This window comes from Halorubrum aquaticum (assembly GCF_900113615.1).
Taxonomy (GTDB): Archaea; Halobacteriota; Halobacteria; order Halobacteriales; family Haloferacaceae; genus Halorubrum; species Halorubrum aquaticum.
This window is the reverse complement of the sequence record NZ_FOPZ01000014.1, coordinates 39,385-65,616: the sequence shown is the minus strand read 5'-3', so window position 1 is coordinate 65,616 and position 26,232 is coordinate 39,385. Positions and strand designations below refer to the sequence as shown.

Below are 26,232 nucleotides of genomic sequence, written 5' to 3'. Positions count from 1 at the left end.
TTTACTACGAGCGTGGTAACGGGGGATCATGACCGACGACGAACCCCGCCTCGGATTCCTCATCGAGGGGGAGACGGACGGGGGGGAGACGGACGGCGGGGCGACGAAAGGCGAGGCGGCGGCCGAGGGGGTGCCCGACGGAACGGAGGGGTCGGCCGCGCTCGCGTTCGCCCGCGACGTGGTCGGGGACGTCGAGACCGTCGCGCTCTCGGCGATCGCGGCCGGAGCGGTCGACCTCGGAGGCTTCGACGCGCTCTGGTGGCACGCGTACGACCCCGTGAGCGACCCCGCGACGGTCGCCGAGTGCGCGGACCCGATCCGGGCGTTCCTCGCGGACGGGGGCGGACTGTTCTGTTCCGCGCGGGCGCTCGCGCAGGTGAGCGCGCTCGGGATCGACCCCGTGCCGCCGGACGCGACGGGGACCGAGGAGGTGGTCGACCCCGTCGGCCCGCTGTGGCACCCGCTTTACGCCGGCCATCCCGCCGTCGACGGCCTCGACGGCCTGCGCCACCACATCCGTCCGGCGGGTTCGACCGCCCCGTACGCCAGGTACGAGGACGTGCTTCCGGAGCGGGCGGACGTGTTGGCCGCCACCTACCGCGGCGTCGAGGACGTCCCCCGGGAGGTGACCGTGCTCCAGTGGCGGGTCGGCGCGGGGACCGTCATCGGCGTCGGCGTCGGCATGGAGTTCGCCCAACGCGACGACGAGACCACCGAGGCGACCCGCGAGCGCTTCGCGGCCGACGCCATCCGCTGGCTGGCGGGGGAGAGCGAGTACGACACCGCGCTCGCGACGGGCCGACCGAAGAGTAGCCGTGAGCTCGAGCGCTACCGGGACGCCCTCTCCGGCGACCGCGACCGTCCGTCCTACCACGTCACCCCGCCGGCCAACTGGCTCAACGACCCGAACGGGATGATCCACCACGACGGGACCTACCACCTGTTCTATCAGTACAACCCCGCCGGGCCGTACCACCACTCGGTCCACTGGGGCCACGCCGTCAGCGAGGACCTCGTCCACTGGGAGGACCGCCCGGTGGCGATGTCCCCCGATCCGAGCGGGCCGGACCGGGACGGCTGCTGGTCCGGGTGTGCGGTCGCCGTCGACGTGCTCGAGGGGGCGGACGACGGGACGCGGCGGGTCGTCCCCGCGGGCGACGACGCCGATCCCGCGGTCACCGCAGCCGACGCCGACGCGGTCTACGCCCTCTACACCGGCGGGCGAGACGGGTGGCAGCGCCCGTGTCTCGCCACCGCGACCGACGACGACCTCACCGGCTTCGAGGGCGACGCGAGCAACCCGGTGGTCCGGTCGCCGCCGCCCGAACTGGACCTGCTGTCGACGCCCGGCGAGCCGGCGCACTTCCGGGACCACTGCCTGTGGTACGAGGACGACCGGTGGCACCAGCTGATCGGCACGGGGCTCCAGGACCGCGGCGGCGCGGCCGTGTTGTACACCGGCCGCGACCTCCGCGAGTGGAGCTACGAGGGTCCCGCCCTCGTCACCGAGGAGGCCGAGCCCGGCGTCGTCTGGGAGTGTCCCGAACTGCTCCGGTTTTCCGACGGCGACCTCCTCCACGTCTCCGACTACGAGGACGTGCGGTACTTCCTCGGCGAGTTCGACGCCGACGCCGGCCGCTTCCGCGTCGAGGACCGGGGGATCCTCGACCCCGGCGCGTTCTACGCGCCGCAGTCGCTCTCGACGCCGGACGACCGGTGGGTCACGGTCGGCTGGCTCCGCGAGGAGCGGTCGACCGCGAGCGGGTGGGACGCCGGCTGGTCCGGGGCGATGAGCCTCCCGCGCGAGGTCGAGGTCGTCGACGACGAGCTCCGTCAGCGACCCGTCCGGGAGGTCGACCGCCTCCGCGGGACGCGGCTGCTCGAGGGGACGTGGACCGCGGGTTCGACCCCCGAGCGTCTCGACGCCGTCGGCGAGGCGTTCGAGGTCCGCGCTCGCCTCGATCCGGGCGACGCGCCCGGAACGGTCGTCGCCCTGCGGGTCCGGGAGACCCCCGACGGCGCGGAGCGGACGACGATCCGGATCGGCGACGACCGCGTCGTCGTCGACCGCTCGGAGAGCAGCCTCGACCGCGACGCGCGGGACGCGCCGGTCGGCGTCGCCGTCGACGACCTGGAGTTCCCCCTCGACGTCCGCGCCTTCGTCGACGCGTCCGTCCTCGAACTCTTCGTGAACGGGCGGCGGGCGCTCGCGACCCGTATCTACCCGACGCGCCACGACGCGACGGGCGTCTCGCTCGTCTCCCTCCCCGGCACGACGGCCGCCGTCGACGGTGACGAGGGGGACCTCGACGTCGAACGCGACGACGCGGACGGTGGCCCCGTCGACGTCGACCTCTCGATGTGGCGGATGGAGGGCGCGTGGCCCGCGATGGGGGACGACGTGCGACCGTTCGATCCACGGTAGCGGACGTGGGGCAGCCGACGGGACGCTGACCGGCGGACGACTCAAGCCACACTATTTACGCACCCGCCACCACGGTTACGACTCATGAGCGAGCCAGCGGACGACGACCACGCCGCGAGACAGGAGTACGACCCGGCCGCGGACCACGCGTTCCCGGACGACCGGCTCAACGAGGTTCTCGACCGGATCGCGAACGACCCGGAGATAACGACGTACCTCGAGGCGCAGAACGTCAACGCCGTCGACCGCAAGGGGTACAACGACCACGGGACGAAACACGTCGAGATCGTCCGCGACCGTGCGCTTCGGCTCTACGACCTGCTCAAGGCCGGCGGCGTCGAGTTCAACGGCGCCCGCCAGCAGGGGCTCGAGGAGGCCGACGAGCCGGTGATCATCGCGCTGGCGGCGACGCTACACGACATCGGGCACGTCGTCCACCGCGACGAGCACTCCTACTACTCGATCCCGCTGGCGGCCGACGTGCTCGACCGGTTCCTCCCGGCGTTCTACGACGTCCCGGAGCAGGTCCGGGTGAAAGCCGAGGTGCTCCACGCGATCCTCTGTCACCACACCGAGGAGGAGACGCTGACGCGGGAGGCGGGCGTCATCCGCATCGCCGACGGCCTCGACATGGAGCGCGGTCGCTCCCGGGTGCCCTACGAGAAGGGCGGACGCGGGATCAACACCGTCTCCTCGCAGGCCATCGAGTCCGTGATCCTCCATCCCGACGAGGAGGGCCCCGTCCAGGTCGAGATCCGGATGAACAACGCGGCGGGCGTCTACCAGGTCGACTCGCTTCTGAAGGCCAAAGTCGAGGGGTCGCTGCTCGAAGAGGAGGTCCGGATCGTCGCGATCAACACGAAGGAGAACGGCGAGGGCTCGCTCGTCGAGCGGATCGAGCTGTAGGCGGCCGCTCCGTCGGCGGAACCGGATCGAGCGCGGAATCCAGCAGGGACCGCCGGCTCGCGCGGCCTTTACTACGTGGACCCCATTCGCCGAGCCGGTACTCGACCGTGGCCCGCTTCGGCAACTCGGTACGGCTCCTCGGCAACGCGGAGTTCGCCTCGCTCGCCGGGACCGCCTTCGCGCGCAGTCAGGCGTACTCGACGATCCTCATCGCGATCGCGTTGTACGCCGACCTCTTCGGAACCACCGGCTTCGTCGAGGGGCTGTTCGGCACCGCCTTCGCGGCCGTCCAGCTGCTCATCGTCCTCCCGCTCGGTCGGGCGGTCGACACGGGCAACGCCAAGCGCTTCCTGCTCGCCGGATTCCTGATCAACGTCGGCGTCTTCGTGGGCTTCGCGTTCGTCTCGAGCCCGGTCCACGTGATCCTCGTCCGGATGGTCCAGGGGCTCGGCGCGAGCGTCCTCTGGATCACCGGCGCGACGATCATCGGCGAGATCAGCCCCGACGACGAACAGGGGCTCTGGCTCGGGTCGTACAACCAGTTCGCGTCGGTCTCCTCGCTCATGGGCGACCTCCTCGGCGGCTACCTCCTGTACGCGTACGGGTTCACCGAGACGTACGCCGTGCTCTCGCTTATCACCCTCGTGAGCTTCCTCCTCGTCTACCGCTTCCTGCGGGACGACCCCGGCGGCCAGACCGACCCCGAGGCGGTCGACGGGCTCGAGACGTTCCGGTCGCTCCTGGCGCTGCCGATGCTCCGCTCGCTCGTCGTCTTCCGGTTCACCTTCAGCGTCGGCAAGATGGCCGTCATCATCTTCCTCCCGATCTACGCCCGGACGGCGTTCGGCATCTCCGCGTTCGCGATCGGGTGGATCATGGCCGGCGGGAAGGCGACGAAGGCGGTCACGCAGGGGTTCGTCGGCGACCTGACCGACAGGTACGGCAGGCGACACGCCTTCGTCGCGATCGGGGCCGTGTTGTACGGGGTCGGCACCGCCGCGATCCCGCTCGCGACCTACTTCGAGGGGACCGTCGACCCGGTCACCGTCTCGTATCTCGGCGACTCACAGACCCTCGGCGGGGCCTTCTTCGCGCTCTTCGCGGCCTACTCGCTGCTCGGCGTGGCCGACTCGATCCGGCTCCCCGCGAGCATGTCGCTCTTCGTCGACGAGGGGGAGCGACACGACTCCGTCGCCAGCGCGATGTCGCTGCGCTCCATCTCCTGGAAGGTCGGGCAGGTCGTCGGGCCGGTGGTCGTCGGCACGACGATGGACTTCACCAGCACCGAGACCGGCTTCCTGCTCGCGGCCGGATTCATCGGGTTCGCCACGACGCTCTTCGTCGTTCAGGCGCGGCGAGCGGCCGCGGCCGAACCGAGCGCGGCGTGAGCGACGGTCGGATCGGGAGCGACGGTCGGATCGGGAGCAACGCCCGGACCGGAACCGATTTGCGCACGGCGGCGGTACCGCGGCCATGAGCGACAGCGAGGACCTCGCCGACCTGCGGACCGGCGCGGACTACCAGTTCGGATCCGGGGCCGGCGGGGCGCTCTTCCCGCCCGACGAGCCGGTCACGATCCGCCGGTCGAGCGGCGGTCGTCCCCGCCAGGTCATCGCCGGCGACGTCGACGACACCCCCGGGAGCAGCGAGGGAGACCGGATCGTCACCTACGGAACGGACGGGCGGTTCACCCTCGGCGAGGTGGGCGCGAGGAGGCTACAGGAGGTCTTCCCCGAGCCCGCCCACCGCGTCGTCGTCGGCGAGGAGAGCGAGCCGTTCGTCCGCGACGGGCGAAACGCCTTCGCGAAGTTCGTGACCGCGGTCGACGAGGGGATCCGCCCCGGCGACGAGGTCCTCGTCGTCGACGACGAGGACGCACTCTTCGCGGCCGGGCGCGCGGAACTGTCGGGAGCCGAGGCGCTCGCGTTCGGGAGCGGCGTCGCTGTGAAGGTGCGCCACGGGGTCGGCGGCAGCGACGGCGACGGCGGGTGAACGGAGGACGCCGAAAGGCGGATCCCCGACGCTCGCGCTCGCCTCGCCGACGGCCACGGTCCTTCCCGGATCACGCCGGATCGGTCGGCGGGGGACCCTCCCGCCGGTACGTCCGCACGAACGCGTACGCCAGCCCGATCAGCCCGCCGATCCCGAGCACGCCGGGACCGACCCCGAGCGAGACCTCCTCCGGGGTATCGACGAACGAGAAGAGGTAGGTGAGCCGCCCGGGCGTCCCGATCGTGAGCGACTCGACGCCGAGGGCCGTCAGGAGGATCGGCCCGCCGAGCGCGAGCAGGACGAACGTCGCGAACGCGGCGACGGCCGCCCCGGCGAGGCCGTCCCAGACGAGTGCCGTCACGGAGAGCCCGCGCGGCGCGTCCGCCTCGCGGCCGAGGATCCTGACGCCCGTCTCGTGGTCGACCACCCGGACGTGCTCGGGGTACCGAAGCACGGCGACCGTCATCCAGACGTCCGCGACCGCGCCGGCCGCGTTCAGCGTCAGCGGGAGGGCGAGCCACCCCCACTCGAGGGCGAGCATGACCGGCACGCCGACCGCGGTCATGGCGACGAGCGGGGTGAGGAGGACGACGACGAACTGGTTCCGGGAGAACTCGTGGTCGGTCGTCGCGTACGCGTACGGCAGGACGAAGTGGGCGATCCCGACCCCGTACCGCGGCTCGCCGCCGTAGTACCGGATGGCGAGCCCGTGGAGCCACTCGTGGGGGACGAGAAAGAACGTTCCAAGGAACGCCACGATCAGGAGGTCGAGCGGCGTCGCGATCCAGCCGACCGTCGCGGGGAAGAAGTCGAAACTCACCGCGTTTCCGGTGGCGAACCGGTAGAGCCCGGCGAAGCACGCCCATCCGACGATCATCCCGAGCGTCCCGACCGCCGTCATCTGGATCGTCAGCCCCCGGGTGAGTTCGAGTTCCCCGAGGACGCGCTCGGGTTCGGCGTCGGTCATACCGCACTCGACGTGTCGGAGGGACAAGAAGTATGCCGGCCGTCAGAACGCGACCGTGAGCCCGAGCGCCTCGACGAGGGGGACGCCGGCGACGAGCGAGCCGACCAGGTATCCGCCGATCGCTCCCCCATTGAGCAGGGGCAAGCCGGCGTGTGCGCGACCTTTCATCACCCAGTTCATCAACACGAGCAGGCCCGCGAGCGTGCCGACCATCGCGAGAAGCGCCGGGAGGTTGAGTTCGATGAACGGGACCGAGAGCGCCGCGGCCGGCGAGAAGGTGGCGGCGCTGGCGACCATCACCGCCGGGATCACGGCGTCGCCGAGCCCGATGAAGAAGGCGTCGCGTTCGTCGTCTTCGGGCTCGTCGTTCCCGTCGTCGGCGCCTCCCTCGCGGTCGGGCTCGTCACCGTCGGCGTCCTCGCGGTCGGTTCCGTCCTCCTCGTGGACGTCGTTCGCGTCCTCGAAGTCGTCCTCGAGGAGCGAGTAGGAGACCGAAAGCGGGATCACGAGGACGACCGGGATGTTGAGGTCCATCACGCCCTCGGCGAGCGAGAGCATATGTTCGGTGCCGTACACCGAGATCGCGTCGTAGACGGCGAGGAAACTCAGGAGGACGAGCGCGGGGAGGATCCCGAAGGAGATCCCGAACAACCCGGCAGCCCCCGCGCCCATCAACACGCCGGCGGCGTCGATGACGTACCACTCGGGGTGGACGAGCAGGCCGACCGCGACCGCGACCGCGGGGATCGCGGCGAGAAGCGGCGGGGCGAACGCGGCGAACACGTACCACGAGAGCCACGCGGAGACGCCGACGATCAGGAGCCGGATCGCCCAGTCGAAGTCGTAGCGGAACGCCGCGAGAATCAGCCCCGTCATGGCGACGATGGCGACGATGTACACCAGACTGTTCGTCGGGTCCTGCGGGTTCTCGACGGGTTGATAGTCGCTCTCGACGAACTCGGGGACCAACGCCAGCGCGCCCAGTTGGACGACGAGGAAGAGGCCGACCGCGAAGGCGACGCCGCGGTACTCGCGGGGGAACATTCGGGCGTACGTACTCCACAGAGGCCTATCGTCCTTGCGTTTCGACGACGGGGTCGTGACTCGAGGGATCGGCTCCGTTCCGGGAAGAGGGATCGGTGCTTCCACGCCTCGAACGGGTCCGGGTGGTGGTGGGAGCGGGTGGCCCGAACCCACGCCGACGGACGACGGACGGTGGAAGCGAGTGGTCGAGCCGACCATGCCCGAAACGGGTGGTCGGCCGGATTCGTCCGCGGCGTTCGTACGCAAGCCGAAACGGATGAAGAAGCTGTCGCTCGAATTATCCGTGCTGATACTCTCGGGGGAGTGGCGAAGGGCGGCAGGTGGCGGAAGCCGGATGGCGGCGAAAGGCGAAGGCGGAAACGGGAGGCGAGTGGACGGGTGACGGCACCGAACAGCGGACCCCCTGGCTGTATCGGGCCGTCGCCCGAGGCGGGACGGGCGCGGGTCGTTGTCGCCGAACTTCGACGAGAAAAGCGTCGAACTTCGGCAGTCTCCGGTACGTCCCGCTCGCGTATAAAACCACGGAGACGGGACCGAGTCGGATCGGACCGGGCCGAACCGGCCACCGGACCGGATCGACCCGCGACTCGAGCGGAACTCAGGCGTCGAGCGTCAGGGACCGCCGGAGCGCATCCTCCAGGTTGTCGAGCTCGCCGTCGAAGTTGCGTTTGAAGAAGGACTCGACGCCGGGGAGTTTCCCCTCGACGACGAACTCGTTCGCGAGCCGGCAGCCCCCGTCGGTCTCCGTGATCGTGTGTTCGCCGGTCACCCGGAACGCGCTCGATCTGCCCACGAACTTCACCCGGTTCGGCGGGTCGCGCTCGACCTCCTCGGTCTCGACCGTGATCGTCGACCGGATCATCGGGACCGGAAGCGCGACGTGCCACGTCGCCGTCCCGTCGCCGTGGACCTCGAAGGTGTCGACCACGCTAATCGCCCCTGCTCGTTTCTCCGCGTCCGAGATGAACGCCCACACGTCCGCTGCGGGCGCGTCGAACTCGAACGTCCGGGAGACTCGGACGGTCATGGATCGGAGTACGAACGCGGGGAGATTAAAAGGGTGGAGTCGCGGATCCGACCGCCGGCTCCGAACGCGTTCGATCGGGTGTTCGGGCCGGCTCACCCCTGCGTCACGCGCCACGTCGTCGAGCGGGCCCGACCCCACTTCTCGATCTCGACGTCGTCGGCCTTCTCGGCCAGCCGCGGGAGCCGGGAGCCGACCTGCTTGGCGGTGAGACCGATCGCGTCGGCGATCGTCTTCGAGCGGACGTATCGCTCGCCGCGGGTGACGCTGTCCGTGAGGTACGCGAGGATCCGCCGCTCCTCCTCGGTGTACTCGGTCATCGTCGGACGTTGGCGTCTGACGCGCTTAACGGTTTCTCGTCGAGCCGTCTCACTCGAACGCCTGGACGGCGACGACCGCCAGCAGCGCGAAGACGAACGCGGCGGCGAACCCCCACGCCTTCCCGAACTGGGTCGGGTGGCCGTACATCACGACTGCGCCGACGACCGCGACGGCGGACAGCGCGAGCGTCACGCCGATCCCCTTGTCGGACTCGATGGATCCCTCGGTCATACGAGTCGCTTCGCGGGTGGACACTTAGTTCATGCGAACTTGGCGATCCGCGTGAGGGGACGGGACTCGCGGGGCGTCGACGGCCCGTCTAGACGATGTCGACGTGGTCGGACGCCTCGTTGAGCGCGAGGTTCGCGGCGATCTCGGCGTTTCGCATGGCGTACTCCGCGGTGTGCTGGAGGCTGACGAGCACCTCACGGGTCATCAACAGCACGTCGTTGTCGAGGTCGTCGGGCAGCTCGCCGAGTATCTCCTGTTCGCGGTCCTCGAGCCGGGCGAAGAGGTCGCGGCACTCGACGGTGAGGTCGTAGTCCCGCTCGACGACCGCCCGGACCGCCAGCGCCGTGAGCTCGTCGACCTGGTCGGTGAACTCGCGGATCTGTCGCATGGTTGCCTTGTCGACGTCGAGAGTGTGGCCGTCGGCCTCCATCACGATGTCGGCGATGTCCTCGGCGTTGTCGGCGGTGAGCTCGAGGTTCTTCGCGACCGACCGGTAGCCGATGAGCGGGAACCCCTCCTCCAGTCCGACCGCCCGCGCGAGGTTCGGGTTCTGGTAGGCGGTGAAGATCAGCCGCAGGAGGAGCACGAAGATCTTGTTCGCCTGCCGCTCGCGGTTGAGCGCGCGCTGGGCGAGGTCGGCGTTGCCGTGTGCGAGCGCCTTGACGGCCTCGCCGCGCATCGTCGAACCGGTGTTCTCCAGCCGCTCGAGCAGGTTGTCGAGCGTGAAGTCCTCGGGGTCGACCGAACACCGGATCGAGATGTCCTCGGGCGTCTCCTCGATAACGCCGAGTCCCATGAGCTGGGTCTCGGCTTTGTACACCGCGTTGATGTGCTCGCTGTCGAGGGTCCCCTCGCTCCGGACGTGGATCACGCGCCGGCCGAGCACGTACTGGGCGACGACCGCTCGCTCGAGCGCCCGAGCGTCGAGCCCGTCCGCGTTGATGACCGCCTCCGACTCCTCCGAACTCACCGACTCGGGCAGCACCGTGAGCGTTCCCTTCCCACCCATCCGCAGGGAGACCTCGTCGCCCTTGTTCACGCCGTGTTCCTGTGCCCACTCGGCCGGGAGCGTCATCGCCAGCGTCGACGGCCCGAGCCGTTGGACCTTCCGCGTTTCCATATCCATCGGTATCGTGTGAGATACCTTAACCTTGTTCCTATGTTCATTATACGCTCGATCAAATATACAAGGTGATCGAACGTCGAGGCGTCCGTCCGCCAGCGACGCCCTCGGACGCGGTCCGGGCGGTTCCGGAGTCGATCCGCGAACTTATATCGACCGCCGGCGACGAGCCGATATGACCGAGCGGGTGCTCGTCGTCGACGATTCCTCGTTCCAGCGGACCGTCGTTCGGGACGCGTTGGAGGGGTCCTTCGACGTGGTCGGCGAGGCGGAGAACGGCGCGGAGGCCGTGGAGCTCTTCGAGGCGCACGAGCCCGATGCCGTGTCGATGGACGTCGTGATGCCGGAGATGACGGGGATCGAGGCGACGCGGAACATCAAGGACCGATGGCCGGACGCCGTGGTCGTGATGTGTACGAGCGTCGACCAGCAGGAGAAGATGATGGAGGCGGTGAAAGCCGGCGCGGACGGCTACGTGACCAAGCCGGTGGACCCCGACGAGCTGGTTCCGGAGCTGAAGAGCAACCTCGACTGATCGGGGCTCCGTCAGTTCTCAGCCGGGTGTGACGGCGTCTCTCGGGGGCATAAATAAGAAAGGCCTTTGAGTAGTCCGGGAGAGATATGGGACATGACCGAGGACGAGGCGGTTGAGACGTTCTACTCCGAGGAGCGCTGGCAGAACTGGCTCGACAGGCTCGCCGACGAGGACCTCGATCCCGAAAACGAGGACTCCGCGCGGCTGCTCTTGAACCTCCAGGACGACGCCGCGATCGCGATCGCGAAGGTCCTCGCGGCCTTGGAGGAAGAACGCATCGACGAGGACCGGGCCGTCGAGGAGATCCGGGACGTGAGCGACATCGTCCTCGCGGAGGTCTCCTTCGACGACGAGGACAAGAACATGCTGATCGACGGGGTTCAGACCTCGCTCGTTCCCGTCTTCTACGCCGCCGAGGAGTTCGTCGTCGGCGGGGTCGTCGAGGGCGACGTCGACGAGTTCGTCCACGCGGCCGCCGACGCCGAGGCCGAGGAGGACCTCGACGCCGCGTTGGGATACGTCGTCCAGGCCGGCACCCGCGTCATCGACGGGGAGCGTCTCGACATGGAGCTCGCCGAGGAACTGGAGTACGGACTCGTCTCCGAGTGGGTCAACGGGCTCGACTCCCTCCAGTCCGCGATCGAGGACCCCGAGGTCGTCGAGGAGGACTGAGAGCCCCGATCTCGGCCCCGTCGAACCACCGCCCTCCGGGACCCGTCTCGTTCTCCCGCCGGCGTTGACCGCTACGCGACGCGTCGGCGATCCCCTCTCGTCGGCCGGTTCGCCGTCGTTTCGCCCGCCGCCGGTTCGCCCGCCGTCGTTTCGCCCGCCGCCGGTTCGCCGTCGTTCTACTCTCCGCAGTCACGCGGTCACGGAGAACAGAAGCAGGTTGTGTGCGGCCGGGCCGAGTCCGACGGCGGCGACGAAGCCTAAGAGGGGAAGCCCCTCCTCCGGCTCCTCGCGGACGTACGGAGCGAACAGGGACACGACGGCGCTCGCGACGGCCAGCTTGACGAGGAGGAACAGCCAGCCCTCGCCGAGCACCGGCACCGACGGCACGCCGTCCAGTTCGAGGATGATCCGCGAGAGCGGGCTGCGTTCGCCGAAGCCGAGCTGGGACACCCCGATCGCCGTCGAGACGCCGTCGAGCGCGTGTCCGTACACGGCGAGCGCACCGACGCCTCCGGTGACGGCGACTCCCGGCTCGAGCCGACCGAGGACACGCCAGACGACCGCCGCGATCGGAGCCGAAGCGAGCACCGCGACCGCCGACCACGACGCCCCCGACCCGGAGACGCCGGTGGTGAGCGCGACCACGACGACGGGGACGACGAGGACCGTCCCGACCGCGGCGATGACGCCCGGGACCCGCTCGCCGTCGGCAACGGCTTCCTCGGCCGCCAGCCAGGCCGCGCCCGCGAGCGCCGCGACCGTGGGGTACACCGTCGGCGATCCGCCGAAGGGAGCGAGCGGTTCGGGGAGCGCCCCCACGACGTACAGAACGTGGAGCGCGGACCCGAGAACGATCCACGGCGTCAACGCGAGCACGTGCGAGACACCGACCGCCGGTCGTCGCCGACGGAGCGCGAGGGCGACCCCGCCGGTCGCCAGGAGGACGACGAGGAGGTACGGAAGCGGAGGCAGCGTCGTCCCCGCCGGGAGAAACGGGAGGTCGCCGAGCGTCGCGGGGACCGATCCCCGAACCGTCGCGGAGACCGGATCCGTCGGCGATGCGGACGCCGGGATCACACCGAGAGGACCGGCTGGCTCGCGTACAACAGGACGTACTCCGCGGCCTTCTCGAGGACCTGTCCCGGCTCGCCGGTGACCGGCTCACGGGGGACGACGATGAAGTCCGCCTCGATCTCCTCGGCGGTGTCGAGGACGACGCTGCCGGGATGAACCGTCTTGACCTCGGTGGAGAAGCCGTACGCCATGGAGTTGCTGTGGCCGACTCCCGCCGCCTCCGCGCGCTCCGCGACCGATTCGGTGAAGGTCGCGGTGTCCTCGGCGACGTCCCGCTCGTCTATCGAGCCGGACTCCAACGCCCGGACGACCTCCTCGTCGAGGACGTACAGCGCGTGGACGCTCGCGCCGTACTCGCTCGCGATCCCGATCGCGTAATCGACGGCCTCGTGGGACGCCTCGCTGCCGTCGACGGGCGCGAGAACGAGGTCGATGTCGAGCTTCGTCATACCCGACTCGACGGCGGGGAAGGTCAAAAAGCCCGTCGGATGGCGGACCGCGGGCGGACCGTCGGCAGGGGTCGGCGACTCACCGGTCCTCGAACGTCGAGAGCGCGCGCTGTCCGGCGTCGAGGCGGTCGGATCCGGAAACGTTCGTCGCGATCACCTCGTCGACCGCCTCGCGACCGTCGCCGTCGCTGTTGATCGCGCGGGTCGCGTCCACGGTGTCGACGTGAAAGCCCGTCGCCGCGTATCGGTCGTACGTCACGCCGCTGTTCGAGACGAGGACGTTCACGCCCCGGTCGTCGAGGGTCGTCGCGACCTCGATCAGGCGTTCCTGGTCCTCGCGGTCGAACCCGTCCGCGCTGTAGGCGGTGAAGTCGGCCGTCAGACTCATCGGCTCGTACGGCGGGTCGAAGTACACCAGATCGCCGGGGTCTGCGACGTCGAGGACGTACTCGAAGTCGCGGTTGTACACCTCGACGTCGGCGAGCGTCTCGCTCGCCCGCCGGATCCGGTCACGTTTGATCCAGTCCGGGTCCGCGTACCGGCCGATCGGGACGTTGAAGCCGCCGTCGGCGTTCTCGCGGTAGAGGCCGTTATAGCAGGTGCGGTTCAGGTACACTAAGAGTGCGGCCTCCTCGAGGGGGTCGTACTCGCCCGTGTACGGCCGGTCGTTGAACCGGGCGCGCTGCTGGTAGTAGTAGCTCTCCACGTCCCGGCCGCGCTGGGTCGTCTCCGCGTACGGGAGGTCCGGATCGGGCTCCGACTCGGGGTCCGCGAACGACTCCAGCCGCTCGATGAGTCGCCCCGGCTCGTCGCGTACCCGCTCGTACAGCGAGACGAGCCGAGGGTTCGCGTCGTTGATCGTGCCCGCGTTCGGCTCGAGGTCGAAGAAGAGCGCCCCGCCGCCGACGAAGGGCTCGTGGTACCGGTCGAACGAGTCGGGAAACCGCGCGTACAGCGCGTCGAGGAGCTGTCGTTTCCCGCCGGCCCACTTGAGTATCGGCTCGACCATGCGATACCGACGGTCGACCGCCGTCGAAAATAAACGTCCCGGGAGCGACCGTCCCGCGCGGGACCGCCCGCTCCCGAAACGACACGCGTCCCGCGAGGAGACACGTTCATGTCGGTGGGGAGCGTCGAGGACGTAATGACACGAACGATCAGGTTAAACCGGATCGACGGCGTCCTCTCCGAGCTGGAGTATCCCGTCGAACCCTCGACGGTCGCGACGGAGTGTGACGACGTGACGGTCAGGCTCGCGGACGGCGAGGTCAACCTCGGCGCGACGGTGAGCTCCTCGACCGCGGTCGAGTTCGCCTCGGTCGAGGAACTCACCGAGGAGCTGATGAGCCTCCTCCCTCGGCGCGCGGTCGGCGAACCCTTCCAGTCGGACGGGGACGCGTGAGAGGTTCCGGAAGTACGTGCGTGGAGTCGAATCGGAAGCGTGGAGCCGTTCTCAGATCGTCACGACGCCGCTCCCGAAGAAGTAGATGTACGCCCACCAGGCGTAGCCGACGCCGAGGACGAGCGCCGTGAGCACCTCGAGCACCGTCACGTAGGTGTCCCCGTGCGTCTCGCGGAACTGCTGGATCAACTCGATCCGCCGCCAGGCGGGCATGAGCGGCTCCGGAATTATCTCCTCGAGTCCGCCGACGTTCGACGTGTCGATCTGGTCCTCGGTGGAGTCCTTCGTCGAGCTCATTGGTTCACCCCCGAGCCGAACGGGAGATCCATTCCGCGAACCATCACCTTCTCACCGATGAAGACGGCGACGAAGACGGCGATCCCGACGAGTTTCAGGACGAGTACCGGATACGTCATGATCAGCACGCCGAGGACGGTCAGTCCGACGCGAACCAGCGTGATCCGACCGATGGACAGCTCGAACGGGTAGTTCAGACCGTAGATGATCGTGATCGCGCCCATCATCACGAGCGCCCCGAGGAACAGGGTGTTCGCGTCCGGTGACATCGAGATCAGCCCCGGGTTGTAGACGAACGCGACGGGAAGGACGAAGAGCGGCGCGGCGATCTTCAGGGCGGCCCCGCAGGTCCGCCAGAAGTTCGCCTCCGCTATCCCGGCCGCGACCACCGCCGCCGTCGCCACCGGCGGCGTGATCCCGGCGAGGATCGCCGCGTAGAACATCGTGTAGTGGGCCGTCTCCCGGGCGATCCCGAAGTCGGAGACGAACGTCGGCACGATGAGGATGGCCACGATGACGTACGCGGCGACCGTCGGCATGCCGACGCCCATCACGATGGCGACCGCCATGCCGAGCAGCACGGCGAAAAGCAGGACGCCGCCGGAGAGGTTGATCATCAGGAGCGCGATCTTCGCGGGGACGCCGGTCGTCGAGAAGAGGTTCACGACGCCGCTCACCACCACGAGGATGATCGCGATCGGCGCGAGGATGATGGCCCCGCGGCGGAACCCGTGTATCGTGTTCTTCACCTGCGTCACGAACTCCGTGACGAAGGTCGTCTCGGAGCCGTCGACGAGCCGCTGTACCGGCGGCATCAGGACGCCCGTGAGGACCATCGCGATGACGGTGTACAACGCCGAGGTCATCACCGTGTACTGGGCGATGCCGAGGTAGTAGATCAGGACGCCGAACGGGAGCCCGAAACGAACCCCCTCGATGACCTTCTCGCTCGAGGTCATCTCCTCGTCGAAGAACTCGGAGAACTCCATGTCCTGGTCGCTCGCGTCGCTGATCGCGGTGTAGTGGACCGCGATGGCGATGGACGCGACCAGGATCGCGGCGGGAACCATCCCGGCGATGACGATGTTGAGGTACGCGACGCCGAGGTACGACGCCATCACGAACGCGGACGCTCCCATCACCGGCGGGAGCACCTGTCCCGCCGTCGAGGCGACCGCCTCGATGGCGGCCGCCCGGTGGCCGGCCATCCCGCTCTCCTTCATCGTCGGGATCGTGAATGACCCGGTCATCGCGGCGTTCGCGGTGTAGGAGCCGTTGATCGAGCCGATGACCGCCGACGAGAGAACGGCGGTCTGTGCGACGCCGGACCGGATCCGGCCGGCGGCGACGATCGCGAGCCGGAGGATCAGATCGAACGCGCCGTACGCGAACAGCAGCCCCGCGTACAGCAGGAACGGCGCGATCCACGACGCGGTCAGCTGCGTGAGCGACCCGTAGAACCCGTACAGGTCGGTGACGAGCGCCTGAAGCAGCGTCAACTCGGTCATCCCCGCGTGTCCGAGGACGCCGGGAACGCTGTCGCCGAAGATCGCGTACAGCATCACGCCGATGACGAGTCCCAAGAACAGGTTCCCGAACTCGCGCCACGTGAGGTACAGAAGCGAGACGATGACGAGCCGGGCGAGCATGTACTCGTGGGGGGTGGCGAAGCCCTGGCGCAGGAGGTAGACGGTGTCGAAGTTCGCGAAGAAGTACGCCGAGGCCGTGATCAACACGCCGGCGGCCGGAAGCAGGACCGCGGCGTCGACCCAGCTTCCCTCCTCGAGCGATTCCTTCGTCTCGTTGAGCGCGTACACCGTCATGATGCCGCCGACGAAGATCACGCCGTACTTGACGGGCGACCACGTCTGCGTGTATATCCAGCCGAGCGCTATCGCCCAGAAGAGGACGGCGGCGAGCGTGACGGTGACGTCGAGGCCGCGAATCCAGCTCGACGGTCCGGTCGTGTGTTCCGCTTGTGTGTCCATGTTGTTGTATCGTATAGAAATGTAGTGTCGTTTATCGGCTACGCGATCGAAGCGGGGGAGGTCAACTCGGGGAGTCTACTCGCCTTCCTGGAGGCTGTCGTCCCACGCGTCGTTGTCCCGGTAGTACTGCGCCGCGCCGGGGTGGACCGGGATCCGCTCCTGGGCGTATCCGAGCATGTCGGCGGTCGACTCGAAGTCGTTGAACTGGGCCTCGCCCTCGTTCACGACGTCGTTGTGCTCGTCGACGACGCGACACAGCTCGTAGACGGCGTCGGCGTTGGCCTCGGGGTTGAACGTGTAGAGCACCTCGAGGTCCCAGGTGAACACCTCGTCGGTCCCGATGTCCGCGTTCGCGATGGGCCAGTCGTCGTAGCTCGTGGTGGTCGTTCCGGCACCCGCGAACGACTCCGCGGACTCGATGAGCGCGTCGGTCGGCTCGACGTAGTGGAGGTCGATTCGGGAGGCCATCTCCTGGACGAAGCCGGTGTATCGAACGCCCGGCGTCCCGTACGCGATGCTGGCGTCGATCGTCCCCTCCTCCATCGCGCCGGGCGCGTCGCCGACGCCCATGTCCTGGATGTTCATCTGGTCGTAGACGTCCGCGGTCGGGTCCTGTGACCAGACGTCGAGCGTCGTCGCGCGCGTCGAGTAGCCGGGCTCGGCGGGGTAGACGTTCGCGCCGGCGAGGTCGTCGAACGTCTCGATGCCCGTGCCGTCACGAGCGACGATGTAGATGCTGTACGGGAACGCCGAGAACCCGTATTGGGGGATCCGCGACACCGCCTGCTCCGCGAACTGGCCCGTCTCGTCGAGCGCCTTGTTGAGCGAGTTGTTGTCGGTGATGCCGGCGTTGAACTGCTCCTGGGCCATCCGATAGATGGTCCCGATGTACCCCGGACTCTCGATCGTCGAGTACTCCAGAGTGTCGCTCTCCTGGCTGACGGCCCGCTCGACCGCCAGCCCGACGTCCTGGGTCCCGCCGGCGGACGTCCCGACGCGGAGTTCCAGGCTCGCATCGCTTCCGTCGTCGCCGGAGCCGTCGCCGCTGGAGCCGTCGCCGGAGCCGTCGTCGCCGCTGGAGCCGTCGTCGCCGGAGCCGTCATCGCCGCCCCCGCCGCCACCGCTACAGCCGGCGAGTCCCGTTACACCCGCCGCAGCCGTGCCGTACAGGAACTTCCGTCGGTTTACGTCTTTGTCAGCCATGTTCGAATGTGATGATCACTCCGGTGCATAATAATGTATCTGTTTGTTCCGATACTCACACCTCACACAATATGTCGAACGTATAATGATTCCGTCATTCGATCGATCACGGATCCGGTTCCGATCGATCCGATCGAGCGATACGATCGGACGGAAACACTCGGGAAAACGGTCGGATCCCGCTACTAACGGATCGAAAACTCATCGATCGTTCGAGGCGCCACGGTCCCCTTATCCCAGAACTGTCAGCCGCATTGTGTCAATCGGTGAGCGCGACCGTCACGGGGCAGTCCGCGGAGAGCATCACCGACTGGGTGGTGCTCCCGAACAGGACCTTCCCCGTCGGACTCCGTCTGCGTCCGCCCATCACGATCCCGTCGGCGTCGATCTCGTCGGCGACGGCGAGGATCCGCTTCGTCACGTCGCCGTGTTCGCGCCGCTTCGAGACCGTCACGCCCGCCGACTCGAGGCGTTCGACGACCGCGTCGACGCTTTCGGGATAGTTGGTCTCGTCCCAGACGTCCTCGGAGTCCACCCGCCCGCCCTCGCCCGTGACGTCGAACTCCTCGAAGACGTTCACCACGACGGCCTCGACCTCGTCGGCGGCGCTCGGGAGCCCGCTCACGGCCTCCGCCGCGGCCATCGATCGTTCCGTGTCGTCGCCGACGGGAACCAGCACTCGATACATGCGGATAGATGGCATGGGTTCGGAAATAAAGGTTCCTGCGCGTTCGGGTCGTCCTCCCGAGCGCCGCCGCGTCTCCGGGTCGCGAGCGCGTCCCCGAGCCCTACCGCGTCACCGGTGCGTCGACAGACCCGATGGACTCCACGACCGCACGCACCCGATCCCCCGGTTCGATGGGCGCGGCACCGGGGGTTCCGGTGCTGAACAGGTCGCCGGGTTCGAGCGTCATCACGCCCGAGTGGAACGAGACGATCTCCGCGGGCGGGAACAGCATGTTGCGGATCTCGTTTTCGGCCTCGACCTCGCCGTTGACCTCGGTCCGCACGGACAGCGACGACAGGTCGAGCGGCTCCTCGGGCACGACGATGGTCGAGCCGGGAACGAGGAACGTATCGAAGCTCTTCGCCCGGGTGAGGAATCGCGGGTTCCGCTGGAGGACGTCCTCGGCGGTCATGTCGATCACCGGCAGGTAGCCGGCGACGACGTCGTCGACGTCGGCTTCCGGGACGTTCCGGCACGTCCGACCCATGACGACGGCGAGTTCCGCCTCCGCGGTCACCCGCTCGCTCCGCTCGGTCGGCGGCAGCCGGATCGGACCGCCCGGCCCGGTGAGGGCCGTCGAGGGCTTCATGAAGCTCGCCGGCTCCTCGGGTCGGTCCTCGTCGAGGTCGCCCGCGTGCTCCTCGTAGTTCAGCCCGATCCCCCAGAGCTTGCCGAACCGCTCGAGGGGCGCGGCGAGCGTCAGGTCCGCCGCCGGGATCGGCTCGGCGGTCGCGTCGTCGACGTCGCCGAGGGTCCCGTCGGCCGCTCGCGGCAGCGCCTCGCGGACGCTCCCGAGGTTGGGCTCGACCGAGCCGAGCGGGACGAAGCCCTCGTCGTCGCCGAGCAGCGGCTCCCCGGTCGAAGCGCGTGCGAGGTACTTCATTCCTCCCGGTCCGTCCAGAAGTCGAACGACCGACCCGGCGCGAACACGTCGAGGCCGACCGCGAGCTCGTCGCCCGTGTTCTCGACCCGGTGGGCCTCGTTCGACTCGAGCAGCACCGAGTCGTTCTTCTCGAGCGTGACCGAGTCGTCCTCGGTCGCCACGGTGAGTTCGCCCTCGAGACAGAGACACACCTGCTCGTTCTCGTGGTCGTGCATCGGCGAGCTGTGCCCCGGCGGCTTCTCGAACCACTCGAAGGAGAACCGGTCGCTGCCGGCCATCGCGACCCGCCGCCACCCGTCGTCGGGCTCGTACGTCTCGGCCTCGTCGAAGGCGACCGGCTTCATCGTGACTCCTCTATCGTTGCGTCCGCGGGATCCGTTTCTCTAACCATGATAGGCTCGAACACGACGTGAGTGATAACGTTTGCCGTCCCGGTGGACCACGTCACCGTCCGGGCGGACCGCGGTACCGCCCGAGGGGATCGCGTCACCGTTCCGGCGACGACGGCTCCGGGATCCGCGCGGTTCCGTCCTCGAATCCCACCGTCACGTCGCGTTCCCGCACCGTCGCCGCCTCGGGGAGGTCGTCGACGACCGCCTCCGAGACGTGGAGCTCCCCGAGGTCCTCGGTGTTCCGGATCCAGACGATCCGGACCGTCTCGGGGTCGTAGCCGCCGAGGGCGGCCAGCGCGGTCCGGAGCGCGAACTCGTCGTCGGGCGCGACCACGGGGAGCTTCGACTTCGCGAGCGATCCGCTCGTGAGCGCGTTCGCGTACGTCTTCTTCACGTCGAGCTGGTCGATCGCCGCCCGCCGGGTGAGGTCCGCGAGCCCGATGCCGTTGCCGTTCCCCTTCGTCGCCTCGGTGAGCCCGCGCACGTAGATCAGGTCGATGTCGGGCGTCTCCGGGTCGGGCGCGTTGAGGACGCGGTAGCGGCCGATCACGTTCGTGTCCATCCCGGCTCCCGATATCTCCTTGCCGATCTCGTCGACGACGAGGAGGTCGATCTCCTCGACGGGAAGCATCGGCATCCCCTCGTAGGCGCGCTCCAACAGCTCGGGCTCACGGTCGAGGAACGACCCGGCCGGCACGGCCTCGACGTGGCCGAGCTCCTCCTCGAAGTTCTCGACGAGGGCGAGCCCGCCGAGCAGCGGCACCGCCGACTCGATGACGTCGAGCGCGGCCGTCAGCGTCTCGACGTACCCCTCCGCGATGGCCGTCGAGTGGAACGACTTCGCGCCGCGCTGTTTGCCGAGGCCGACGGCGGTCATCTTCGCGAGCCCGCTCTCTATCGGCCCGCTGAAGTTGGTGTGTGCCTTCACGCGGTTCACCACGAGGACCGCGTCGGCTTCCAGTGCCGCCGTCGAGAAGTACACCGGCACGTCCGTGTCGCCGACGGTCACCGTCGCCAGCGCCTCCGCGTCCATCCGGGCGTCGATGGGAGCCCCCACGCTCGCCTCGTCGATCCCGAGCGCCTCGAGCACCTCCAGTTGTCCCTCCGGGGTCGCCCCGCCGTGGCTCCCCATCGCGGGCACGACGACGGGGTCGTATCCCTTCGAGTCGGCCCAGTCGACGGCCGCGGCGGCGATCTCGTCGATCCGGTCGATACCGCGGCTGCCGACGCCGATCGCGACGGTGTCTCCCGGTTCGAGATCGTCGACGTCGAGCCGGTCGAGCTCCGAGCGCGCCGAGCCGATCGGGTCCGCGAGCGTCTCGCTCGGCGGGTCGTATCGAACCCGCGCGAACGACGGGAGCGGCTGTGCGTCGATGAGGTGGTCGACGTCGCTGCGGTCGGGAAACTCCATGGATGTACTCTCGTGGGGGCGGGACAAATAGTGTTCGTGGACGGCGGGAGGCGTCAGCGTTCGTGGATACTGGGAGGCGTCTCGGACGGGGAGCGCGCACGAACGGTCGCGAATTTCTTGCCCATACAACGAGGTATTTACGGACACGATTAGCGGCTCACGCATGGAGATAGTCGAAGTCGAGTCGTTCCCGATCGAGCTCCCGTTGGAGTCGCCCGTCTCCTTCTCCAACCGGACGCTCACGTACCGGGACCACGCGATAACGTACGTTCGAACCGCCGACGGGCTCGAGGGTGTCGGCTACTCGCTGGGATACGAGGGGGCCCACCTCGTCGCCGACGCGGTCGAGTCGATGCTCGAGCCGATCGTGAGCGGCGAGGACCCGCGGGACACCACCCGGCTCTGGCGCGAGATGTACGAGGGCAACGTCCAGATCGGGCGGATGGGCGTCATGTTACGCGCCATCTCCACCGTCGACATGGCGCTCTGGGACCTGAAGGCGAAGGCGGCCGACCAGCCGCTGTACAAGCTGCTCGGCGGCAACAGCGAGTCGGTCCCCTCCTACGGAAGCGGGGGCTACTACCGCGATGAGAAGGGTCACGAGGCGTTACGCGGCGAGGTGCGTCGGTACGTCGACGAGGGACACGACGTCGTGAAGATGAAGGTGGGCCGCCTCTCTGTGGACGAGGAGGTCGAGCGCGTCGCCGCCGTCCGCGACGAGGTGGGTCCGGAGACGACGCTGCTCCTCGACGCCAACGGCGTCTGGGAGTCGACGACCGAGGCGGTCCGCGCCTGCCGGGCGTTCGAGCCGTACGACCCGTACTTCATCGAGGAGCCGGTGATGATCGACCGCGTGGAGACGATGGCGGAGGTGAACGACGCCATCGACTACCCGGTCGCCACCGGCGAACTGGAGGGGACCCGCCACAACTTCGCGCGGCTCCACGACACGGGCGCGGCGACGGTCCTCCAGCCGGACGTGACGGTCTGCGGCGGGATCACGGAGTGGCTCCGGATCGCGAACTACGCCGCCGCCTACGACGTGCCGATCGCGCCCCATTACAACTGGAACGTCCACACCTCGCTGCTCGGGGCGATAGACAACGGGCTGTGGATCGAGTACTTCTACCGCGACATGGACGTGAAGGCGTTCGACGACGTCGTCGCGGAGCCGCTCGCCCCCGATGACGACGGTCGGATCGCGATGCCCCAGGAGCCGGGCCACGGCGTCACGCTCGATAAGGACGCCCTGGAGGAGTTCAGCGCATGAGGGACTACTCGGACCGGATCGACGTTCGCGACCCGGAGCGGGACGTGGAGATCACGAGCATCGACGCCTGCGTCGTCGAGGGCAACTTCGAGTGGAACCTGATCAAGGTCGAGACCGACGCCGGCGTCACCGGCATCGGCGAGTCGTATCGGGGCGGCGGGATCCCGGAGATCGTCGAGTACGCGAACCGCTTTCTGGTCGGCGAGAACCCGCTCGACGTCGAGCGGCTCGTCCGGTATATCTTCCAGGAGATGTCCGGCCACGGCGGCACCACGGGGAAGGTCGTCACCGCGGCATCCGGCATCGAGATCGCGTTACTCGACGCCGCCGGAAAGATACTGGGTCTGCCCGTCTACCAGCTGCTCGGCTCGAAGTACCGCGACGAGGTCCGGATCTACTGCGACTGTCACGCCGGCGAGGCGTACGCGGTCGAGGACGGGGCGACCGCCTACGCCGAGGCCGAGGCGTACTCCCCGGAGGCGTACGCCGCCGAGGCCGCGCGCGTCGTCGACATGGGCTTTCCGGCGCTGAAGTTCGACCTCGACCTGCCCGCCGACAACGAGAACGACCCGTACAACGGCCGGCTGACGAACGCGGCGATCCGCGAGAAACGGGAGATCGTCGAGGCGGTTCGCGAGGAGATCGGCTACGACGTCGACCTCGCGTTCGACTGCCACTGGGACTACTCCGTCGAGAGCGCGAAGCGGCTGGCACACGAACTGGAGGAGTTCGACCTCATGTGGCTGGAGGACCTCGTGCCGCCGGAGAACATGGACGCACAGAAGGAGGTGACGAAGGCGACGCGGACACCGGTCGCGACCGGCGAGAACCGGTTCCGCGTCTTCGAGCTCTCGGATCTCATCTACGACCACGGCGTCGACGTCGTCACGCCCGACCCGACCACGGTTGGCGGGCTCCACGAGACGATGCGGATCGCCGACCGCGCCGAGGAGAACTACATGCCGATGTCCCCGCACAACGTCTGTAGCCCCGTGGGGACGATGGCCTGCGTCCACCTCGGCGCGGCGACTCCCAACTTCGACCTGCTGGAGTACCACGCACTCGAGGTCGACTGGTGGGACGACCTGCTCGTCCGGGAGGAGCCGCTCATCGAGGACGGCCGGATCGCGGTTCCGGAAGCGCCGGGACTGGGGATCGAACTCGACATGGACGTCGTCGACGAGCACCTCCTCGAGGGAACCGACGGGTTCTGACCCGGCGGATCGTCCGGGGAAGATCGGCCGGCCCGTCCCGGGAAGTAGGGTTATTTATTCGTGGATACGTAACCCCGTACATGATCGATTATTTCGATTTGGAGGCGTCGCTCTCCCAAGAGGAACGACTGCTCGTCGACTCCGCGCGCTCGTTCGTCGAGGGCGAGATCGACGACATGGGAGAACACTGGATCGAGGGCACCTTCCCGACGGAGATCATCCCGAAGATGGGCGAGATGGGATTTTACGCGCCGAACCTCGAGGGGTACGGGCTACCGGGCGTCAGCGAGACCTCCTACGGGCTCCTGATGCGCGAGCTGGAGGCGTGTGACTCGGGGCTCCGGTCGATGGCGAGCGTCCAGGGCGCGCTCGTGATGTACCCGATCCACGCGTTCGGCAGCGACGAACAGAAGGAGGAGTGGCTGCCCGCCCTCGGCGAGGGCGAGGCCGTCGGCTGTTTCGGCCTGACCGAGCCCGAACACGGCTCGAACCCCTCGGCGATGGAGACCCGCGCCGAGAAGGACGGCGACGAGTACGTCCTGAACGGCTCGAAGACGTGGATCACGAACTCCCCGATCGCCGACGTCGCCGTCGTCTGGGCGAAGGACCACAGCGAGGACGACACGCCAGTCCGCGGGTTCCTCGTCGAGACCGACCGCGACGGCGTGACGACCAACAAGATCGACGAGAAGCTCAGCCTCCGCGCGTCGATCACCGGCGAGATCGCCCTTCAGGACGCCCGGATCCCCGAGGAGAACCGCCTGCCCGGCGTCTCCGGGATGAAGGGCCCGCTGTCGTGTCTGACGCAGGCGCGCTACGGCATCGCGTGGGGCGCGGTCGGCGCGGCACAGGACTGCTTCGAGACCGCCCGCGAGTACGCCACCGACCGCGAGCAGTTCGGGAAACCCATCGGCGGCTTCCAGCTCCAGCAGCGCAAGCTCGCGGAGATGGCCACCCAGATCACGCTCGCCCAGCTCCTCGCTCACCGGCTCGCCGAACTCAAGGAAGCGGGCGAGATGCGCCCGCAACACGTTTCGATGGCCAAGCGCAACAACGTCCGGATGGCCCGCGACCAGTCGCGGATCGCCCGCGAGATGCTCGGCGGCAACGGGATCACGGCCGACTACTCTCCGATGCGACACATGACCAACATGGAGACCGTCTACACCTACGAGGGAACCCACGACATCCACACGCTCATCCTCGGCGAGGACCTCACCGGGATACAGGCGTACCAGTAGGAGAACCACGACCGGGAGGAATGGCGACCGCCGTTCCGCAGTCATCCCATTTCCGTGATGGATCGCGTGTGAACCGATCGGTCGTTAGGAGCGGGTGACCGATGATGTCACGGGTCCAACGCGAGCTAACCGAGGCCCGGAGTTACAAACGACCGACACAATCGAAGTTACATCATATGTTTTACGTTTGAAAACGGCACGTTACTTCGCCGTTCAACGATCGGACTCCGAGTAATCCCTTCTTTTTGAAACAGTTCCTATAGTTATCTCGCTGAACGTATTACCGCCTAGAGCGAGGGAAACCGCGAGTGAACCGTTCGTTCTCTCCGCGAATCGAATAATCAGTGATTTCTGGAGGGTGTTCGAGCTGTGAGACCACGGGCCGGAACTGTAAATCGCGAAGGAGTTCTGTGGAGCCAGTAACATCACCCAAATAAAAAATAATTCGAGGGTACAATCTCGATTCGGTATATAACTATGAGTCATTCTCCCTAAGACGGGATCACTGGGTTATCCCAGCACAACATGACAGAGATAGACGACTCAAAGGCGCGTGCGGAACGGATCGCGGAATCGGTGAAAGAACGGATGGAGGACGGAGGCAGTTCCCGGCGCGGGTTTCTGAACCGCTCGCTACTGGCGGGAGGGACGTTGCTCGCACTCGGCACCGGTACGGGCTTCGCCATGTCACACGACGAGGACGACGCCGCGCACGAACCGTCCGCGGATTTCGACGACGTGGCGGGAACCGACCTCGACGTGTTGAACTACGCGCTCACGCTTGAGAACCTCGAGAACGCCTTCTACCGCGAAGGGCTGGACATGTTCGACGAGAACGACTTCGCACAGGCGGAGCACGGACGGGATCTGGCGGATCTCAGCACGGAGACCGCCGAAGGGGTTCAAGCGATCTACGACCACGTCGAGGTGATCGGCGGACACGAGACGGCACACGTCGAGGTCCTCGGCGAGGCGATCACGCTGCTCGGCGGCGAGCCCGAGCCCGAACTCTCCTACGACTTCGGGGTCGAAACGGTGGACGGGTTCCTGGCGACCGCCCAGGTGTTCGAGAACACGGGGGTCGCGGCCTACGCCGGGGCGGCACCGTTCATCGAGAGTCCGGATCTCCAGAGCGCCGCGCTGTCGATCCACAGCGTCGAGGCGCGTCACGCCGCGTTCCTCAACGACGTCAACGGCGAGTCCTTCTTCCCGGACGCGTTCGACTCGTCGCTCTCCCAGCAGGCCGTCCTCGACGCCGTCGCCCCGGTTATCGAGTCCGACGAGAGGGAGACCGGGAACGGTGCCGAGAACGGAAACGGCAACAGCACCGATGCCGGGAACGGAAACGGCAACAGCACCGATGCCGGGAACGGAAACGGCAACAGCACCGATGCCGGGAACGGCACCGAGACCGGCGACTAGTAGCGCTCAACCGAACCAA

Annotated in this window: 27 protein-coding genes; 11 read left to right on the top strand and 16 right to left on the bottom strand. The window is 68.0% G+C overall.

All coding sequences use genetic code 11. The annotated features are described in order from the left end of the window. The first annotated feature begins 28 nt into the window (after positions 1 to 28). From F3H10_RS11720 to F3H10_RS11705, 4 genes are all read left to right on the top strand, one after another. Positions 29 to 2,425, top strand: coding sequence for a GH32 C-terminal domain-containing protein (locus F3H10_RS11720; protein ID WP_149784953.1), 2,397 nt, complete (start codon positions 29 to 31; stop codon positions 2,423 to 2,425). A gap of 84 nt (positions 2,426 to 2,509) precedes the next feature. Beyond that, complete coding sequence (locus tag F3H10_RS11715; RefSeq protein WP_149784952.1) at positions 2,510 to 3,331, top strand: HD domain-containing protein; 822 nt, start codon at positions 2,510 to 2,512, stop codon at positions 3,329 to 3,331. Between the two features lie 107 nt (positions 3,332 to 3,438). Continuing rightward, positions 3,439 to 4,719 (top strand): MFS transporter, encoded by a 1,281-nt coding sequence (locus F3H10_RS11710; RefSeq protein ID WP_149784951.1) that lies wholly within the window; start codon positions 3,439 to 3,441, stop codon positions 4,717 to 4,719. Between the two features lie 85 nt (positions 4,720 to 4,804). Further along, the gene (locus tag F3H10_RS11705) at positions 4,805 to 5,323 is read left to right on the top strand and encodes a PUA domain-containing protein (protein ID WP_149784950.1); all 519 of its coding nucleotides are present in this window, start codon (positions 4,805 to 4,807) and stop codon (positions 5,321 to 5,323) included. 70 nt (positions 5,324 to 5,393) lie between these two features. On the opposite strand, the gene F3H10_RS11700 is transcribed toward F3H10_RS11705, so the two are convergent. The 6 genes from F3H10_RS11700 to F3H10_RS11675 form a co-directional block, all read right to left on the bottom strand. Continuing rightward, positions 5,394 to 6,290 carry a DUF3267 domain-containing protein gene (locus F3H10_RS11700; RefSeq protein WP_149784949.1) on the bottom strand — a complete coding sequence of 299 codons (897 nt, stop codon included), beginning with the start codon at positions 6,288 to 6,290 and terminating at the stop codon, positions 5,394 to 5,396. 42 nt (positions 6,291 to 6,332) lie between these two features. Then, on the bottom strand, positions 6,333 to 7,334 hold the full coding sequence (locus tag F3H10_RS11695) for a presenilin family intramembrane aspartyl protease PSH (RefSeq protein ID WP_149784948.1): 1,002 nt from the start codon (positions 7,332 to 7,334) through the stop codon (positions 6,333 to 6,335). Between the two features lie 598 nt (positions 7,335 to 7,932). After that, entirely contained in the window at positions 7,933 to 8,361 is a 429-nt protein-coding gene (locus F3H10_RS11690; protein WP_149784947.1) for a CoxG family protein, read from the bottom strand. A gap of 92 nt (positions 8,362 to 8,453) precedes the next feature. Further along, positions 8,454 to 8,678 carry a DUF7123 family protein gene (locus tag F3H10_RS11685; RefSeq protein WP_149784946.1) on the bottom strand — a complete coding sequence of 75 codons (225 nt, stop codon included), beginning with the start codon at positions 8,676 to 8,678 and terminating at the stop codon, positions 8,454 to 8,456. A gap of 49 nt (positions 8,679 to 8,727) precedes the next feature. Then, positions 8,728 to 8,910 (bottom strand): DUF7525 family protein, encoded by a 183-nt coding sequence (locus tag F3H10_RS11680; protein WP_142985551.1) that lies wholly within the window; start codon positions 8,908 to 8,910, stop codon positions 8,728 to 8,730. An 88-nt stretch (positions 8,911 to 8,998) separates the two neighbouring features. Continuing rightward, positions 8,999 to 10,030 (bottom strand): phosphate signaling complex PhoU family protein, encoded by a 1,032-nt coding sequence (locus F3H10_RS11675; protein WP_149784945.1) that lies wholly within the window; start codon positions 10,028 to 10,030, stop codon positions 8,999 to 9,001. Positions 10,031 to 10,208: 178 nt separating this feature from the next. On the opposite strand from F3H10_RS11675, the gene F3H10_RS11670 reads away from it, so the two are divergent. Both F3H10_RS11670 and F3H10_RS11665 read left to right on the top strand, forming a co-directional pair. Further along, complete coding sequence (locus F3H10_RS11670; RefSeq protein WP_149784944.1) at positions 10,209 to 10,568, top strand: response regulator; 360 nt, start codon at positions 10,209 to 10,211, stop codon at positions 10,566 to 10,568. Positions 10,569 to 10,661: 93 nt separating this feature from the next. Then, entirely contained in the window at positions 10,662 to 11,240 is a 579-nt protein-coding gene (locus tag F3H10_RS11665) for a DUF2150 family protein (protein WP_149784943.1), read from the top strand. A 189-nt stretch (positions 11,241 to 11,429) separates the two neighbouring features. On the opposite strand, the gene F3H10_RS11660 is transcribed toward F3H10_RS11665, so the two are convergent. The 3 genes from F3H10_RS11660 to F3H10_RS11650 form a co-directional block, all read right to left on the bottom strand. After that, positions 11,430 to 12,212: a DUF63 family protein gene (locus F3H10_RS11660; RefSeq protein ID WP_223174304.1), complete on the bottom strand. Its 783-nt coding sequence runs from the start codon at positions 12,210 to 12,212 to the stop codon at positions 11,430 to 11,432. Positions 12,213 to 12,313: 101 nt separating this feature from the next. Continuing rightward, complete coding sequence (locus F3H10_RS11655; protein WP_149784942.1) at positions 12,314 to 12,763, bottom strand: universal stress protein; 450 nt, start codon at positions 12,761 to 12,763, stop codon at positions 12,314 to 12,316. A 79-nt stretch (positions 12,764 to 12,842) separates the two neighbouring features. Continuing rightward, complete coding sequence (locus F3H10_RS11650; RefSeq protein ID WP_149784941.1) at positions 12,843 to 13,772, bottom strand: DNA adenine methylase; 930 nt, start codon at positions 13,770 to 13,772, stop codon at positions 12,843 to 12,845. A gap of 135 nt (positions 13,773 to 13,907) precedes the next feature. Here F3H10_RS11650 and F3H10_RS11645 point away from each other — a divergent pair, with 135 nt between their 5' ends. Then, positions 13,908 to 14,165, top strand: coding sequence for a DUF5789 family protein (locus tag F3H10_RS11645; RefSeq protein ID WP_149784940.1), 258 nt, complete (start codon positions 13,908 to 13,910; stop codon positions 14,163 to 14,165). A 51-nt stretch (positions 14,166 to 14,216) separates the two neighbouring features. Here the strand turns inward: F3H10_RS11645 and F3H10_RS11640 are convergent, their stop codons facing one another. The 7 genes from F3H10_RS11640 to F3H10_RS11610 form a co-directional block, all read right to left on the bottom strand. Next, positions 14,217 to 14,462 (bottom strand): hypothetical protein, encoded by a 246-nt coding sequence (locus F3H10_RS11640; protein ID WP_149784939.1) that lies wholly within the window; start codon positions 14,460 to 14,462, stop codon positions 14,217 to 14,219. Continuing rightward, the gene (locus F3H10_RS11635; protein ID WP_149784938.1) at positions 14,459 to 16,450 is read right to left on the bottom strand and encodes a TRAP transporter permease; all 1,992 of its coding nucleotides are present in this window, start codon (positions 16,448 to 16,450) and stop codon (positions 14,459 to 14,461) included. The genes F3H10_RS11640 and F3H10_RS11635 overlap by 4 nt, the downstream gene beginning before the upstream one ends. 75 nt (positions 16,451 to 16,525) lie before the next feature. Further along, the gene (locus tag F3H10_RS11630) at positions 16,526 to 17,653 is read right to left on the bottom strand and encodes a TAXI family TRAP transporter solute-binding subunit (RefSeq protein ID WP_149784937.1); all 1,128 of its coding nucleotides are present in this window, start codon (positions 17,651 to 17,653) and stop codon (positions 16,526 to 16,528) included. Between the two features lie 259 nt (positions 17,654 to 17,912). Next, positions 17,913 to 18,341: a universal stress protein gene (locus F3H10_RS11625; protein ID WP_149784936.1), complete on the bottom strand. Its 429-nt coding sequence runs from the start codon at positions 18,339 to 18,341 to the stop codon at positions 17,913 to 17,915. Between the two features lie 100 nt (positions 18,342 to 18,441). Then, complete coding sequence (locus F3H10_RS11620) at positions 18,442 to 19,263, bottom strand: fumarylacetoacetate hydrolase family protein (RefSeq protein ID WP_149784935.1); 822 nt, start codon at positions 19,261 to 19,263, stop codon at positions 18,442 to 18,444. Beyond that, entirely contained in the window at positions 19,260 to 19,607 is a 348-nt protein-coding gene (locus F3H10_RS11615) for a cupin domain-containing protein (protein ID WP_149784934.1), read from the bottom strand. The genes F3H10_RS11620 and F3H10_RS11615 overlap by 4 nt, the downstream gene beginning before the upstream one ends. A 142-nt stretch (positions 19,608 to 19,749) precedes the next feature. Beyond that, a complete protein-coding gene (locus tag F3H10_RS11610) occupies positions 19,750 to 21,066 on the bottom strand; it encodes a nickel pincer cofactor-dependent isomerase, group 22 (RefSeq protein WP_149784933.1) in 1,317 nt (438 codons plus the stop codon). 163 nt (positions 21,067 to 21,229) lie between these two features. Here F3H10_RS11610 and F3H10_RS11605 point away from each other — a divergent pair, with 163 nt between their 5' ends. The 4 genes from F3H10_RS11605 to F3H10_RS11590 all read left to right on the top strand — a co-directional run bounded on the left by F3H10_RS11605 (position 21,230) and on the right by F3H10_RS11590 (position 26,213). Beyond that, complete coding sequence (locus F3H10_RS11605) at positions 21,230 to 22,336, top strand: mandelate racemase/muconate lactonizing enzyme family protein (RefSeq protein WP_149784932.1); 1,107 nt, start codon at positions 21,230 to 21,232, stop codon at positions 22,334 to 22,336. Continuing rightward, positions 22,333 to 23,550: a mandelate racemase/muconate lactonizing enzyme family protein gene (locus F3H10_RS11600; protein WP_149784931.1), complete on the top strand. Its 1,218-nt coding sequence runs from the start codon at positions 22,333 to 22,335 to the stop codon at positions 23,548 to 23,550. The genes F3H10_RS11605 and F3H10_RS11600 overlap by 4 nt, the downstream gene beginning before the upstream one ends. An 80-nt stretch (positions 23,551 to 23,630) precedes the next feature. Further along, a complete protein-coding gene (locus F3H10_RS11595) occupies positions 23,631 to 24,791 on the top strand; it encodes an acyl-CoA dehydrogenase family protein (protein ID WP_149784930.1) in 1,161 nt (386 codons plus the stop codon). Between the two features lie 525 nt (positions 24,792 to 25,316). Next, positions 25,317 to 26,213, top strand: a complete 897-nt coding sequence (locus F3H10_RS11590) for a ferritin-like domain-containing protein (RefSeq protein WP_149784929.1) — start codon at positions 25,317 to 25,319, stop codon at positions 26,211 to 26,213. The last annotated feature ends 19 nt before the right edge of the window (positions 26,214 to 26,232 follow it).

What these genes read in the sequence shown, in the direction of transcription:
- F3H10_RS11655 (WP_149784942.1), bottom strand. Translation starts at nt 12,763, where the DNA reads ATGACGAAGCTCGACATCGACCTCGTTCTCGCGCCCGTCGACGGCAGC.
- F3H10_RS11620 (WP_149784935.1), bottom strand. Translation starts at nt 19,263, where the DNA reads ATGAAGTACCTCGCACGCGCTTCGACCGGGGAGCCGCTGCTCGGCGAC.
- F3H10_RS11605 (WP_149784932.1), top strand. Translation starts at nt 21,230, where the DNA reads ATGGAGATAGTCGAAGTCGAGTCGTTCCCGATCGAGCTCCCGTTGGAG.
- F3H10_RS11630 (WP_149784937.1), bottom strand. Translation starts at nt 17,653, where the DNA reads ATGGCTGACAAAGACGTAAACCGACGGAAGTTCCTGTACGGCACGGCT.
- F3H10_RS11610 (WP_149784933.1), bottom strand. Translation starts at nt 21,066, where the DNA reads ATGGAGTTTCCCGACCGCAGCGACGTCGACCACCTCATCGACGCACAG.
- F3H10_RS11645 (WP_149784940.1), top strand. Translation starts at nt 13,908, where the DNA reads ATGACACGAACGATCAGGTTAAACCGGATCGACGGCGTCCTCTCCGAG.
- F3H10_RS11685 (WP_149784946.1), bottom strand. Translation starts at nt 8,678, where the DNA reads ATGACCGAGTACACCGAGGAGGAGCGGCGGATCCTCGCGTACCTCACG.
- F3H10_RS11715 (WP_149784952.1), top strand. Translation starts at nt 2,510, where the DNA reads ATGAGCGAGCCAGCGGACGACGACCACGCCGCGAGACAGGAGTACGAC.
- F3H10_RS11700 (WP_149784949.1), bottom strand. Translation starts at nt 6,290, where the DNA reads ATGACCGACGCCGAACCCGAGCGCGTCCTCGGGGAACTCGAACTCACC.
- F3H10_RS11590 (WP_149784929.1), top strand. Translation starts at nt 25,317, where the DNA reads ATGACAGAGATAGACGACTCAAAGGCGCGTGCGGAACGGATCGCGGAA.
- F3H10_RS11690 (WP_149784947.1), bottom strand. Translation starts at nt 8,361, where the DNA reads ATGACCGTCCGAGTCTCCCGGACGTTCGAGTTCGACGCGCCCGCAGCG.
- F3H10_RS11615 (WP_149784934.1), bottom strand. Translation starts at nt 19,607, where the DNA reads ATGAAGCCGGTCGCCTTCGACGAGGCCGAGACGTACGAGCCCGACGAC.
- F3H10_RS11665 (WP_149784943.1), top strand. Translation starts at nt 10,662, where the DNA reads ATGACCGAGGACGAGGCGGTTGAGACGTTCTACTCCGAGGAGCGCTGG.
- F3H10_RS11650 (WP_149784941.1), bottom strand. Translation starts at nt 13,772, where the DNA reads ATGGTCGAGCCGATACTCAAGTGGGCCGGCGGGAAACGACAGCTCCTC.
- F3H10_RS11675 (WP_149784945.1), bottom strand. Translation starts at nt 10,030, where the DNA reads ATGGAAACGCGGAAGGTCCAACGGCTCGGGCCGTCGACGCTGGCGATG.
- F3H10_RS11720 (WP_149784953.1), top strand. Translation starts at nt 29, where the DNA reads ATGACCGACGACGAACCCCGCCTCGGATTCCTCATCGAGGGGGAGACG.
- F3H10_RS11625 (WP_149784936.1), bottom strand. Translation starts at nt 18,341, where the DNA reads ATGTATCGAGTGCTGGTTCCCGTCGGCGACGACACGGAACGATCGATG.
- F3H10_RS11705 (WP_149784950.1), top strand. Translation starts at nt 4,805, where the DNA reads ATGAGCGACAGCGAGGACCTCGCCGACCTGCGGACCGGCGCGGACTAC.
- F3H10_RS11680 (WP_142985551.1), bottom strand. Translation starts at nt 8,910, where the DNA reads ATGACCGAGGGATCCATCGAGTCCGACAAGGGGATCGGCGTGACGCTC.
- F3H10_RS11695 (WP_149784948.1), bottom strand. Translation starts at nt 7,334, where the DNA reads ATGTTCCCCCGCGAGTACCGCGGCGTCGCCTTCGCGGTCGGCCTCTTC.
- F3H10_RS11670 (WP_149784944.1), top strand. Translation starts at nt 10,209, where the DNA reads ATGACCGAGCGGGTGCTCGTCGTCGACGATTCCTCGTTCCAGCGGACC.
- F3H10_RS11640 (WP_149784939.1), bottom strand. Translation starts at nt 14,462, where the DNA reads ATGAGCTCGACGAAGGACTCCACCGAGGACCAGATCGACACGTCGAAC.
- F3H10_RS11595 (WP_149784930.1), top strand. Translation starts at nt 23,631, where the DNA reads ATGATCGATTATTTCGATTTGGAGGCGTCGCTCTCCCAAGAGGAACGA.
- F3H10_RS11600 (WP_149784931.1), top strand. Translation starts at nt 22,333, where the DNA reads ATGAGGGACTACTCGGACCGGATCGACGTTCGCGACCCGGAGCGGGAC.
- F3H10_RS11635 (WP_149784938.1), bottom strand. Translation starts at nt 16,450, where the DNA reads ATGGACACACAAGCGGAACACACGACCGGACCGTCGAGCTGGATTCGC.